The organism is Acinetobacter puyangensis, from assembly GCF_900096995.1.
In the GTDB taxonomy this organism is placed as follows: Bacteria; Pseudomonadota; Gammaproteobacteria; order Pseudomonadales; family Moraxellaceae; genus Acinetobacter; species Acinetobacter puyangensis.
Map to the genome: position 1 here is coordinate 351,206 of NZ_OANT01000003.1, position 13,915 is coordinate 365,120.

Annotated in this window: 12 protein-coding genes; 6 read left to right on the forward strand and 6 right to left on the reverse strand. The window is 41.4% G+C overall.

Annotated features, from left to right (window positions below; all coding sequences use genetic code 11):
• Positions 1–87: 87 nt before the first annotated feature.
• A complete protein-coding gene (locus tag CRO21_RS08170; RefSeq protein WP_213064408.1) occupies positions 88–2,259 on the forward strand; it encodes a TRAP transporter large permease subunit in 2,172 nt (723 codons plus the stop codon).
• Positions 2,260–2,342: 83 nt separating this feature from the next.
• Here CRO21_RS08170 and CRO21_RS08175 read toward each other — a convergent pair whose 3' ends face one another.
• The 4 genes from CRO21_RS08175 to CRO21_RS08190 all read right to left on the reverse strand — a co-directional run bounded on the left by CRO21_RS08175 (position 2,343) and on the right by CRO21_RS08190 (position 6,027).
• Complete coding sequence (locus CRO21_RS08175) at positions 2,343–3,209, reverse strand: DMT family transporter (RefSeq protein WP_228150390.1); 867 nt, start codon at positions 3,207–3,209, stop codon at positions 2,343–2,345.
• A 91-nt stretch (positions 3,210–3,300) separates the two neighbouring features.
• Entirely contained in the window at positions 3,301–3,732 is a 432-nt protein-coding gene (locus CRO21_RS17695) for a hypothetical protein (RefSeq protein ID WP_228150391.1), read from the reverse strand.
• A gap of 21 nt (positions 3,733–3,753) precedes the next feature.
• Positions 3,754–3,963, reverse strand: a complete 210-nt coding sequence (locus tag CRO21_RS08185; RefSeq protein WP_097078829.1) for a YheV family putative zinc ribbon protein — start codon at positions 3,961–3,963, stop codon at positions 3,754–3,756.
• Positions 3,964–3,999: 36 nt separating this feature from the next.
• Positions 4,000–6,027 carry a M3 family metallopeptidase gene (locus CRO21_RS08190; protein ID WP_097078830.1) on the reverse strand — a complete coding sequence of 676 codons (2,028 nt, stop codon included), beginning with the start codon at positions 6,025–6,027 and terminating at the stop codon, positions 4,000–4,002.
• 200 nt (positions 6,028–6,227) lie between these two features.
• Between CRO21_RS08190 and CRO21_RS08195 the strand changes: the two genes are divergently transcribed.
• The 5 genes from CRO21_RS08195 (at position 6,228) to CRO21_RS08215 (ending at position 10,410) form a co-directional block, all read left to right on the forward strand.
• Positions 6,228–7,142, forward strand: a complete 915-nt coding sequence (locus CRO21_RS08195; protein ID WP_097078831.1) for a LysR family transcriptional regulator — start codon at positions 6,228–6,230, stop codon at positions 7,140–7,142.
• A gap of 101 nt (positions 7,143–7,243) precedes the next feature.
• On the forward strand, positions 7,244–7,651 hold the full coding sequence (locus CRO21_RS08200; RefSeq protein ID WP_097078832.1) for a DoxX family protein: 408 nt from the start codon (positions 7,244–7,246) through the stop codon (positions 7,649–7,651).
• 110 nt (positions 7,652–7,761) lie between these two features.
• A complete protein-coding gene (locus CRO21_RS08205; protein ID WP_097078833.1) occupies positions 7,762–8,736 on the forward strand; it encodes a glutathione S-transferase family protein in 975 nt (324 codons plus the stop codon).
• Entirely contained in the window at positions 8,733–9,338 is a 606-nt protein-coding gene (locus tag CRO21_RS08210) for an alpha/beta hydrolase (protein WP_097078834.1), read from the forward strand. Before CRO21_RS08205 ends, CRO21_RS08210 begins: the two co-directional genes overlap by 4 nt.
• A 175-nt stretch (positions 9,339–9,513) precedes the next feature.
• A complete protein-coding gene (locus CRO21_RS08215; RefSeq protein ID WP_097078835.1) occupies positions 9,514–10,410 on the forward strand; it encodes an ATP-binding protein in 897 nt (298 codons plus the stop codon).
• Between the two features lie 55 nt (positions 10,411–10,465).
• On the opposite strand, the gene CRO21_RS08220 is transcribed toward CRO21_RS08215, so the two are convergent.
• Both CRO21_RS08220 and rnr read right to left on the reverse strand, forming a co-directional pair.
• Positions 10,466–11,059 carry a Type 1 glutamine amidotransferase-like domain-containing protein gene (locus tag CRO21_RS08220; RefSeq protein ID WP_097078836.1) on the reverse strand — a complete coding sequence of 198 codons (594 nt, stop codon included), beginning with the start codon at positions 11,057–11,059 and terminating at the stop codon, positions 10,466–10,468.
• Positions 11,060–11,137: 78 nt separating this feature from the next.
• Entirely contained in the window at positions 11,138–13,765 is a 2,628-nt protein-coding gene (rnr, locus tag CRO21_RS08225) for a ribonuclease R (RefSeq protein WP_097078837.1), read from the reverse strand.
• Positions 13,766–13,915 lie beyond the last annotated feature (150 nt).

Genomic DNA, 13,915 nt, shown 5'->3' on the forward strand with positions numbered 1-13,915 from the left:
CTATGCCGAAATGGACAGCAAGATCGTAGGACAACAATAAGAGCAGGCTATTGAAAGACATAGTGTGCATAAAAAAGTGGGATGCTTATGCAAGAGAATGCTTTAGATAAACAGGATCATGGCAAGCCAAAGAATGGCTATGAATGGCTGTCTACAGTCGTTATTTTTTTCCTTTTGGTTTTGACCCTCATTATTGGTACTGGCGAGATGATCCATGGGCAATTGCTGCGCATGGGCGAACAACTCTATGGTGATCCAGATACAGGAATGCAGTATTCATTCTTGCGAGCTGAACCACAACAACCGAGCTGTGAGCGTAATATCAATATTGATGCGCAAGTTCAAAAGCAAATGGCTGCCAATAAAAATGACGAGTTTGCAGATTTTTTTGGTGTGGCTTCTCCAGAAGAAATTCGTGCTTCTTTGGTGGCGGCTCAAGCTTCCTGTGAAGAAAAATACCAATTTTATGAACAAACATTAAAACATATTGAACATAATCCGAGTGTACGGACCTATCGTGCATTTGAAACCACGTTCTTTGGTATTTTTAAATTTGGAACCGAATATCGTGCGTTATTATTGATGGTGATGTTTGCCATTGCAGCGATTATGGCAACTCTGAATACGCATCATATTGGACTACGTGCACCAACGTCCAAGCTTGATTATAAAGTGTATGGTGTATTTATGATCCTCGGTAATTTATTTTTGCTGAGTGCATCTATTTTTCAATATCAGTCGGCGATGAATGCCGGTGTAGACGTCGCTCCAAGCTTACAAATCATTTACTGGATCTGGATGATCTTATTTAGTTTGCTCAGTCTGATCAGTTTATTCAAAATGATTAAGCCACCCGTAGCAACCACAACCCATCGTTCGATTGGCTTGGCATTGCTGAGTGTGCCGTTATACGCTTATATGGCCATTTTGACCGGTTCAGCCTTTAGTTTCTTTATGAACTATCCTATGGGACAGGCAATTTATCTCGGCCAGTTAATTGAGTTTTCAAATATTTTTCTCAGTTTATCACTGTTTATCTGGGCAGGTATGCTACTGAAACGGACGCGGGTGGTTGATTTATTCCTGAATATTTTACGTCCATGGAACTTTGCCCCGGAAACATTGACTTGGTTAATCCTGCTCGCCGCAGCATTACCGACCGCCTATACCGGTGCATCGGGTATTTTTGTGATTGCCGCCGGTGCGATTATTTACCGTGAAGTATGGAATGCGGGTGGTCGTCGTCAATATGCCATTGCAGCATCGGCAATGTCCGGATCCTTAGGTGTGGTTTTACGTCCATGTTTATTGATTGTGGTGATTGCCTCGCTGAATAAGGAAGTCACGACAGACTTGCTCTATCACTATGGGATCTATGTCTTTTTATTAACGTCTACAATTTTCTTATTCATTTCATTGATACTGGCCAAAGAGAAGTTTCGTATTGCGTCACCTGCGATTGCATTGCCGAATTCTGCGCGTGCCTTGGTGCCAGTATCGCCTTATATTCTGATTGGTATTCTGGTTTGGGCCTTTTATAAACTAGTACTTGATACCAATTTGAATGAGTTTACCGCACCTGTGATTATGCCGATTATCTTATTGGCACTGGTGTTATTTGATACCTTGCGCCGTGCGCCGGAACCTCTTCCACCTGTGGGACACTGGGATGAAACCTTACAGGATTATGAAACGGCCAATGCACCTTCACCGGAACCAAGAGAGCGTATCGGTTTCTTTAAATCTGTTGGTTATGCAACCAATGAAACGATTGGTCATATTGGTGCATTAATTGTGCTGATGGCATTGTCGGTGAGTGTCGGAGGTTTCTTTGAACGTGTTGAAATCATGCATGTGATGCCAACCGATTTAAGCAGTATTTTCCTGGCGATTACTTTACTTGCCGTGATGATGGTATTGGTGGGGATGGTCATGGATCCATTTGGTGCTGTGATTCTGATTACCGCTACAGTTGCGCCTGTGGCTTATGCCTATGGTATTGATCCTGTACATTTCTGGATGATTGCACTGGTGTCATTTGAGTTGGGTTATGTTTCTCCACCTGTAGCCTTGAATCAGTTATTGGCGAGGCAGGCGATTGGCGATGCCGAGGTTGCCCAAGCGGATGCGGAAGTCAAACATCTATCTTTCTACTACCGATATGAGCGATGGATATTACCATTGATGGTGATGATCCCGGCACTTTTTGTCGTGGCATATGTACCTTATCTGTTTAAGCTATTTGGCTGGTATCAGTAGTCAAAGTGATAGGGGAATTATAACAATCTAGTTTTTAACTCCGCACCCAGGAAGTTGGAAATTCCAACTTTCGGGGTGTTTTTTTAACGATTAAATTTTTGTTGAATGCTGGGATAACACATCAACAACGCCAACATGATCAATATAAAACCAATACAACTATAGAAATCGGGATATTCCTGCCATAAAACAGCCGCCCAAAGGCCTGCAAAAATAATCGCCAAATAATTTGCTGGACCGATTTTGCCTGCTGGTGCAAGTTTATAGGCATGTGACATCAGTAACTGACTTGATGTCGCCAGAAGTCCGGCAGCGATTAAATATAGCCATTCTTGTACGCTATAACTGCGCCAAGGCCAGAACATTGGAATTGCAGAGATCAGTGTTGAAATCAGACAAAAATAAAAGACAATTCTTACCGGTGGTTCGGTATCGGTTAATGCTCTTACCGTAACAAATGCCATTGCCGCACAGAAACTTGCCACTAAACCAACCAAAGACAATAGATTAAATAGTCCTTCATTGGGTTTGGCGACAAATAACACGCCAATTAAACCAACAACAGCCGTGATGCACATCCATACCGTCATTTTTTCCTTCAAAAAAAGCCAAGCAATTAAAGGAATAAAAATAGGCGAGGAATAGGTAAATACCATGGCATTGGAGAGCTTCATATGGGCAATGGCATAGAAAAAACCATACATTGCAATCAGACCAATAACGCTGCGCCACAGATGCATCCATAATTTTGTGGTTTTTAGATTATTAACACCTGAACGCAATACCAGTGGGAGAATAAATAGCAGGCCGATGGCATTACGGAAAAATACGATAGTGGCGTTGTCAACGGTAATTGAAGCCAGACGAATTAAGACACCCATGCTGGCAAATAAAAAAGCCGAACTTGCCAAAAGCAATAAGGCAACACGCAGGTTTGAGTTTTGATTCATGGGGGATAGCATAGATCGAGGTCATCTCACATTCTAAAGTAAATCCATGAACGTGTGAGATGATAAAATATAAAGAAAGTGATCGACTGATTTATTGTGAAGTAAGCTGTTTTTCCAGATCGGCCAGTTGTTGCTCTTTAAGCTGAATTAATTGATCTGCATCATGATGCTGTTGCTCTAGAATATCTTTCTGTTCTTTGAGCTGGCTTTGGATATCTTCTAACTGTTTTAATTCATCTTTAATCAGTGCAGGATCTTCAGCAATCGGTTGGGTGAGAATCGAATCATCAATTAAGCCTTCTGGCTCGGAGCTTTGCGCATTAGATATCGTATTCTGAGCAATTTTTGCCAATTCTTCATCATTGATTTGTGGCTGTATTGCTGCCGGTTTTGCTGTCTGATCTGGTGTTGCTTCTGAATGCTTATTGAGATAAAAATAGGCAAAAATCGTAATAAAAATAACAATGGTCAATAGTGCATAAACTATGCCTAGCGTTTTGTTGATTTTGAAATTCCCCAGCATCTTGCTACCTGAATATTGACATTATTTTTGACGTGGTTTGAATTGAATTACCCCTATATCATCTGGCACTACAGTTTCTTTAAACTCTTCTTCAGTTGGTCTACGTTCACTATAGTCACATTCGATGCATTCAATCCATTCGGCAGTATCGGTAGTAATCATCACGACTTTATCCTGCGCCTGACATCTTGGGCATTTTGCACCAGCAATAAAGCGTCGTTTGGTCATGATGATTTCCTACGGTTAAGCTGCATCTAGTTTATCGGATTAGTTTTTTATCGTCCAACCATTATGACGCAACAGGGCATCTATTTTTGGCTCTCTGCCACGGAATTGTTTAAACGCATCCAGTGCTTCAATTTGTCCACCGACTGCCAGAATGGCTTGACGAAATGCCTGACCAGTTTCGCGATTAAATACACCTTCCTGTTCGAAACGATCAAACGCATCGCTGGCCAATACTTCCGCCCATTTATAGGAATAATAACCCGCAGCATAACCACCAGCAAAAATATGGCTAAAGCTATGCTGGAAGCGGTTGTAGTCCGGTGTTTTGATGATCGCAACATTGGCTCGTACATCATCCAGAATATGCTGAATGCCCTGCACATCTGGTACAGGTACCGCATCATGGATATTTAAATCAAATAAGGCAAATTCTACCTGACGTAAAGTTTGCATACCGGTTTGGAAATAACGTGCAGCAAATAAGGCATCCAGTAAATCTTTAGCCAGTGGCTCACCGGATTCGATATGGGCACTGATCAGATCCAGACCTTGTGCCTCCCAAGCCCAGAATTCCATAAACTGGCTAGGTAATTCCACCGCATCCCAAGCAACTGCATGGGTACCGGCCACACCAATGTGATCCGCTTCGGTTAAAATATGGTGTAGACCGTGACCAAATTCATGGAACAGAGTGGTAATTTCATCATGGGTTAATTGTGCTGGTTGGTCACCCACAGGCGGTGCAAAGTTACATACCATAAAGGCAACCGGTTTTTGATCCTGATGCTGGTCTTTGACTTTAGAGCGGAAACCACTCATCCATGCACCGCCACGTTTGCTATCACGGGCATAAAGATCAAAGTAAAAGCCACCGATGATTCTGCCTTGCTCTTCGACTTCATAGTATTTGGCATTTTGATGCCAAAGATCGGCTTGTTTTTCTACAATCTGGATACCATAAAGTTTTTCTGCAATGGCAAATAAACCACTGACCACTTTATTGATTGGGAAGTACGGTTTTAAGGCTTCCTGTGAAAGATTGAAATTTTGCTGTTTCAGTTTTTCGGCATAATAACCAGTATCCCATGGTTGTAATGTGTCTATGTCATCTTCCGCAGCAAAAGCCTGCAATTCTGCAAATTCCGCTTTGGCCGGCGTCTTGGCTTTTTCGGCCAAATCCAGTAAAAATTCACGTACTTTTTCTACACCGGGTGCCATTTTACGTGCCAGAGACAGTTCGGCATAAGTGTTAAAACCCAGTAATTTGGCTTGTGCCTGACGCAATTGCAGGATTTCTTGCATCAATAGACCATTATCAAATTCCGGATGATCGGATAATTCTGAGGCGCGTGTGGTATAGGCATGATAAAGGGTTTCACGCAATTGGCGATCATCGGCATAGGTCATAATGGCAAGGTATGCGGGAATATCCAGTGTTGCCGCAGCCTGTGTTAAACCTTTTGTTTGACCATATTGTTTTAATAGGGCTTTGCTACTCTCTGGTAAACCTTGTAATTGTGATTCCTGCAAAGGCAATACATAGGCTTGTGTCGCATCTAGAACATGATTGGAAAAGTCAGATGAAAGCTGTGATAAACGTGCAGCATTTTTGGCAAATTCGGCTTTTTTATCGGCAGCTAATGCCACACCGGAGAGTTTAAAATCTTTAATGGCATGACGAATGGCACTTTGCAGTGCAGGACGTAATTGCTGAAATTCTGTTTGATCGGCCACATATTGATAGTTTTGATACAGTGTTTCGTTTTGCCCGATCTGGGTATAAAAATCACTGATTTGTGGTAAGAGTGCCTGATAGACTTCACGTAATTCTGGCGTATTCATCACCGCATTCAGATGTGAGAGTACACCAAATAATTCGCTAAAATTATTTTCAAATACATCAAAGCCTTCCACCGTATTTAAGGCCTGCTGAAAATCTGTAGCAGGTTGAACTTGTTCGAGTTGTTGCTTTCCTTGTCCAAGTAATTTTTCAATGTCTTGTTGAAGTGTATGGATATTTAAATCGCTAAATTGGGGTAAGGGTAAAGTGGCTTGGGCAAGGGTCATCGTTATTTCTCTCGGCATCGTTTTCTTTGTTATGTAATAAGTGCTTTATAGACAGAATTCAAGGTTTATCTACAAAAACAAAGTAATATTTTATGCTAATGATTGAACATAATTCATAAAACCAATCGAATGAATTGTGTTTGAGTGATGCAAGATTTCTAGGCAGAATGCTCTTATTCGCTATGTTGATGTGAGATGTTATGGATCGTCTGGATTGTAATCGCATGTTGATTGCTGTGATTGAGCAGGGCAGCTTTGCCAAAGCTGCGGAACAACGTGGTACCAGTGTTGCGCAGGCATCAAAAATGATTAGTCGTCTTGAGCAGCAATTGAGTGTGCAGCTGTTGCATCGTTCTACACGATCATTGACTCCGACCGAGGTTGGACAGGCTTATTATATACAGATTAAACACCTTGTTGCAGAACTGGACGAGCTAGAAACCAGTGTTAAAAACCAATCCAATGAGCCAAGTGGCCGCCTTAAAATTAGTGCGCCGAGTTCCTTTGGTGTGGTGCATCTGAGTCATATTCTGGTTGAGTTTGCCCGCTTATATCCGCAGATTGAACTTGATGTCAGTTTTACCGATCGTATGGTCAATGTGATCGAGGAAGGTTTTGATCTGGCCATTCGTATTGGGCAATTAAAAGACAGCAATTTAATTGCCCGTTATCTTGCAGATGTACATTTTAAGTTGGTTGCTGCACCTGCTTATCTCCAGCAATATGCATTGCCCAAGCACCCAGAGGATTTGGCGTCACATCTTTGTATTATCGACACGAATTTCAAAGATCCCAAACACTGGCAGTTCCATTCTTTACAACAACCCGAACAAATATTTCAGGTGAATGTCAATGGACATATTCAATTTGCCAATACTGAAGCATGTCATATTGCGGCATTGGCTGGTCTGGGGATTTGCCGTTTACCTGATTTTATTTGTAGACAGTCTTTACAACAGGGCAAGTTAGTGACGTTATTAAATGAATATAGCGTATATCGTAGCGGGGTCTATGCTGTATATCCACCGGCTCGCCATCTTGCGAATAAAGTCAGGGCATTGGTAGATTTTTTAAAGCAACATTATGAACAATACGCCACACAAAATAAGCTTTAATTGTTTCCAAAATGGAAACAATAATTTTCTTTTAGACGGATTAATTAAAATATAGAAAACAATTATGCTGTGTTCATTGAAATGAGAATGAGGAAAATATCATGAATACTGCTCGCACAGCACCTTATGCAGCCCTACTGTTACGCATTAGCTTGGCTGTTTTATTTTTGGCCCATGCAGGACTTAAACTTTTTGTTTTCACGCCAGCAGGAACTGCCCAGTTTTTCCAATCTGTGGGCGTGCCGGGCTGGATGGCATATGTCACCATTACATGGGAAATCATTGGTGCCATTGCATTATTGATAGGGTTTAAAGCACGACTTGCAGCGATTGCCTTAATTCCTGTTCTACTTGGTGCGATACTGACTGTCCATGGTCCGGCAGGCTTTTGGTTTACCAATGCCAATGGTGGCTGGGAATATCCTGCATTTTGGATTGTTGGGCTGATCAGTTTGACTTTAATTGGCGATGGTCCTTATCACGTTAAAGCATCATTTTCACAAAAATAATGTTCCGGTGTTTGCCATCTTATGCTGAGATGGCAGCACCTTTTAATTTTAAATGATTAATTTTCTAAAACATACTTATGCTACGACTGAAATGATAAAAGGGGAGCGCAATGTTAGTTAATGGTGTCTGGTCGGCCAATTGGCATCCTGTACAAGCTACAGATCAACAGGGTGGTTTTGTACGTCAAAGTTCCAGCTTTCGTAACTGGATTACCGTAAGTGGTGAAGCCGGACCTACAGGCGAAGCCGGTTTTAAAGCCGAAGCCAATCGCTATCATTTGTATGTTGCCCTGATTTGTCCATGGGCTTCACGTACATTAATAGCAAGAGAATTAAAAGGCTTGAGTTCGATTATCTCTATGTCAGTCGTAGAACCTTTTTTAACAGATAATGGCTGGCAGTTTGGAGGTTTTGCCGGGGCAACGCTGGATCAGGTCAATCATACAACCTTTATTCATGAAATTTATACCCTTGCCGATGTACACTATACAGGGCGTGCAACTGTGCCGATATTATGGGACAAACAGCGACAAACCATTGTCAATAATGAATCTGCCGATATTCTACGTATGCTGAATTCTGGCTTTGGCAGTTTGGCAAATACACAATATGATTTATATCCTGCACATTTGGCCACTCAGATTGATGCTTTTAATGACAGTATTTATCATCGTTTGAATAATGGTGTCTATCGTGCTGGTTTTGCCACCACGCAACAAGCCTATGATGAGGCTGTAGATGATGTATTTAATACCTTGCAGACGTTAGAACAACATTTTGCTTCGCATCAATTTGCGATGGGACAGCAATTCAGTGAAAGTGACATTCGTTTATTTGTCACATTAATTCGTTTTGATTTGGCCTATTATGGTTTATTTAAATGTAATCTTAAACTACTGGCGGACTATCCGCATTTAAGTCGCTATGTTCAAAATATTTTAAATATTCCCGGTGTTGCCAAAACGGTCAATATTGAGCATATCAAACAGGGTTATTATTCGATTAAAGATTTAAATCCGAATGCTATTGTACCTAAAGGCCCTATTCTGAATTTCCAGCTTATACAGACAGAGACACTGAAATGAAAAAATTAGTTATTATGTTACATGGTGTTGGCAGTAATGGTGCAGACCTTGAACCGATTGCAGAATTTTGGCAACAACAGCTTGAGGGCTTGCAAATTGCTTCTCCAGACGCACCATTTCCTTTTATGCATAGTCCGCAGGCATTTCAGTGGTTTAGTTTAAATGGCATCACTCAGGAAAACCGTTATCAGCGTATTGTTGATGCACGAGCGGCATTTGATCAGACCATTACCGATATTTTGAAACAGCACGAGATGCTTGAACAACTGGATCGGGTGGTATTTTGTGGTTTTTCTCAGGGTACTATTATGTCACTGGATGCCATTGCCTCAGGACGCTGGAATATTGCAGGTGTCATTGGTTTGTCGGGACGTCTGGCTTCGCCAATTGAACAAGATGCTGCATTAAAAAGTAAAATCCTATTGATGCACGGCAATGCCGATCAGGTGATTCCGGTGCAGGAAAGTCACTTGGCCTATCAAAAGTTTGAACAGGCGGGTTTTGATATCAAACTACAAACCTTTGATCATCTGGGACACGGCGTCAATCAGGCTGAAATTGAACAGGGTGGGCTATTTTTAAACACTTTATTTGATGTTTAAGCAGGTGTATGTTGTGCTCATGAAATTGATGTCATAGACATCTATTCTGTTATTTTTCTGTCTATGATATCTTTCAGGCCATGATTTTTGTACGCTGATAAAGACTGTCACCTACGAATGCAATGTAAGCTTGGCGTCATGACAGTAATTTTAAACATTGTAAAAGGTTGCCACGATGCACACAGATCAAAATTTGGATCAATTGATTGCAGAAATTCAAAAACTGACTCAGGCGGTAGAAAAATTGTCGGCTCCAAGTCAAGTATCACTTGATGTGCTGGATGAGGCCATCGCTTTTCGTTGGGACAAAGAAAATAACGCACCGGGCCAGTTTTTTGCCGTTAAAAAACCACAACTGATTTCGTTTCAAGACCTTTGTAATGTCGATACGCAGTTAAATAAAGTCAAGGACAATACCGAGGCCTTTGTCAAAGGTTATTTTGCCAATAATGTTTTGTTGACTGGTGCGCGTGGAACCGGCAAGTCCTCTATCGTCAAAGCCTGTTTGGCATCATTCCATCAGCAAGATTTGCGGGTGATTGAGTTGGAAAAAAAATATCTCGATGATTTACCCAAAATTGTGAACCTATTACAGGATAGACCAGAACGCTTTATTATTTTTTGTGATGATCTGACCTTTGAAGCAGGCGATACCAGTTATAGCGGATTAAAAACTGTATTGGATGGTTCGTTGGCAACCAGTGCAGCAAATACTTTGATTTATGCTACATCCAATCGTAAGCATATGGTGACAGAGTATAATAAAGATAATAGTGAAATCCACGTTGATGATGAGGGTGAATTACATCCTGGAGATACGATTGAACAAAAAGTTTCTCTAGCGGATCGTTTTGGTTTGCAACTGCATTTTTATTCATTCAATCAAAATCAATATCTGGATACGGTGGCATTCTGGTTGCAAAGCTACGGCTGGAATGAAGAAGAAATTGCAGACATTCGATTACTGGCAATTCAATATGCAACGCAAAAAGGCAATCGTTCCGGACGTGTAGCCAATCAGTTTGCAAAAATGATGGCCGGACAAAAATTATTAAAGGCGGAAAAGAATTAAGTGTTATTTAATAGTTTATCTTAAACAAGATATGGTTCCGCTTGTATAATTTATTTTACGCAATAATTTCAATGTGTTGATCATTGCTGATCGGCACTACGTTTTGCAGATGTTGATAGGTATGTAAAATATTTTTTGCAATGTCTGCAAAAGGTTCATCACCATAATGCGGTAGTGGGAAAAAGTCGATTACATTTAATGCTGAAAAATCGGTTAAATCCGGCGCTTTATTTTGATCGTCCATTTCAGCAATATATTCAATATTTGGTGCAAGTATGATACTACCGGCTGAAGTACCAATATAAGGTTTGCCTTGTTCAATTTGCGCAATGATCAGTTGGTCGGCACCTGATTTTTTTAATTCTTGCAATAAATAGAATGTATTGCCGCCTGAGATAAAAATATAATCATTTTGCTGTAATTTTTGTTGAATTTGCTCGGTTGTATGTTTGGAAATGTTTAGCTCATCAACAATAATACCTAATTTTTCAAACGCTTGCTTATCATCATCGACATAAAATGTAATGTCTTCAACCTTGCTGGCAGTTGGAATAAAAGTAACCGTTTTGCCTTGCAAGGCTGTGCCAATAAACTGCGGAAAATGCTGAGCAACATCTGCAAATGAGGCTGCTAAGAATAATTTTTTCACTTGATTTGTCCTGTTATAGATAGCATCGACTTAACCATCAGCTAAAGCAAAGCAATAGCTGATGGTAAGTGCTTGGATTTAATCCTCTGCCTTAGGCTTGGCATTGGATTTTTTACTTTTCTTTTCAGCTTTTTTTACTTTGTCTTTTTTCTTGGCCTTGTCTTTTGCTTTAACAGCTTTTTTGTCTTTGGTCTCAGTTTTTACTTTTTTCTTTTTCGCTGGTTTTACCTGCTCAAATACCTGCTCTTCACTCGGTGCCAATACCACAACATCTTCGACTACTGCGGCTGGTACTTTGTCTACGGCTGCTTTAACGCTACGTTTATTGCGTGCAGAAGAAGGCGCATTGTTTTGTGCTGCTACCATTGCTGGCGTTTGTGGATTTGTTGTTTTATTTTGAGCTGTACTATTATTGCGTCTTACTGGTTTTTTCGCAGTAGAGGTATTCGCTGGGCTGGTTTGACGTGCAGGCGATGTTTTTTGCGCTGCTGTCTTCGCAGTTGATGCTGCACCAGTACGAGGGGCTTTAGCACGTACAGCACGACCTGCGGTACTTAATTGTTTAACCAAGGCAAAATCAATTTTACGTTCTTCCAGATTGACTGCTGCAACTTTGATTTCGACTTTGTCACCAAGTGCAAAAATCTGACCATGATGTTGTCCGGTTAAACGTTGTAAGCCTGCATCATAGACAAAATAATCATCACCCAACTGGCTGATGTGAATCATGCCGTCGACATAGAGATCGGTTAAGGTGACAAACATACCAAAGTCGGTCACTGCTGTAATGACACCGCTAAATTCTTCACCAATATGCTGTTGCATATAATGGCATTTTAACCAAGTCGTGACATCACGAGAGGCTTCATCGGCACGACGTTCGGTTTGAGAGAAATGTTCGCCCGCGGCTTCAAGTGCAGCCCCTTGCAATGGATAAGGTTTGGCAGCAAGTTTGGCCTTGATCGCACGATGTAACAACAAATCTGGATAACGACGAATCGGTGAAGTAAAGTGTGTATAGGCATCATAGGCCAGACCATAATGTCCGGCATTTTTTGGCGTGTAATATGCTTGCATCATGGACCGTAGCAACACGGCATGGATACTGGTCGCATCAATACGGTCTTTAGTGGCTTCAATGACCCGTTGATAATCGGCTTGAGTCGGTTGTTCCGGGAAACTTAAACCGAGTAATTTAACGTAATCACGTACTTTCTGGATACGTGAAAACTCTGGTGGCTCATGCACACGATACAACATCGGTACTTCATTTTTAATGGCAAAGTCTGCGGCAGCGACATTGGCCAGTAACATACATTCTTCAATCAGACGATGGGCATCATTGCGTGTGCGTGGCAGAATTTGGGTAATGGCACCTTTGTCATCAAAGGTCATATAGGTTTCGACCGTTTCAAATTCCATCGCATGACGTTCGGCACGTAACTTCAATAAAGTCTGATACAGCTGGAATAAGGTGTTGACCGATTTATGTACCGCTTTGTTATCAGGAATTGCCTGTGTATCACCAGCCAGATAGCTGGCAACCTGTGTATAGGTCAGACGTGCCTGTGAATGCATCACTGCCGGATAAAACTCATATTTGGTGACTTTGCCTAAACGGGAAAGGGTTAAATCACAGACCATACACAAACGATCAACATCAGGATTAAGTGAGCATAATCCGTTAGACAATGCTTCAGGCAGCATCGGCAAGACATAATGCGGGAAATAGACAGAAGTACCGCGTTGTTGTGCTTCATCATCCAGTGGTTTACCGACTTTGACATAATGACTAACATCGGCAATCGCCACAATCACCCGATAACCACCGCCCGGGCGTTTTTCTGCATACACCGCATCATCAAAATCCCGTGCATCTTCACCATCAATGGTCACTAACGGCAATTCACGCAGATCAACCCGATCCTTGCGATCACGCACGCCCGGTTCTTTAAAACTTTCTGCTTCTTGAGTAACATCTTCTGGAAATTCGTAGGGCAGACCATATTCCAGAATCGTAGCAGGGATAATAATCTGGGTATCTGCTTCACCTGCCAGCGATTGTACAATATGACCTGTGGCAAATTCTTCACGTGTTGGGTAGTCATCAATGGCAATACGAACCGAATCACCTACTTTTAGGCCGGCATGATCGACCAGTTCTTTTTCTAGTGTAATCGGCTGGTGTGTATTGGGTGCAGACGGCTGAACATAAAACTCGCCTTCATGTTCACAGAGTTCACCAATCACTTCTTTTACCTGATGTTTGATGACTTCGTTGATAAAACCCTGTGTGCGACCACGACGATCAACACTGGTCGGACGTACCCGAATGCGGTCGCCATTAAACACCAAACGGAGTTCACGTTCAGTCAGTAATAAGTCATTATGTTCCTTGATGACAGCAAAACCCTGACCACGCTGGTTAATTTCAACCACCGCATCAAATTCCTGATCATCATTACACAGCTGATATGTCTGACCAATCCGAATGAGTTGTCCATCACGTACCATGGCACCTAGTCGGCGGCGTAATGCTTCCAGACTGTCTTCATCTTTTAATTGAAAAGATTCGGCCACATGATCATAAGTTAATCCCTGCTCTGATTTTTCGATCAGAGATGAAATCAGTGTCCGACTTGGGATAGGATTGTCGTAACGCTGGGATTCAAGCAAGGCCTCAGGATCATTCCATTTTTTCATCATTATTTATCACATTAAATTTAAGCTTTCATTTGAGTCTATCATACTTGTCTTAATCGAATCTGTGAATTTTGAAAGACTTTATATTGTATAAATTATTTAAAAATCGTACAAAAAATATATAACTAGTCAAAAAATAGAAAAAATATATTC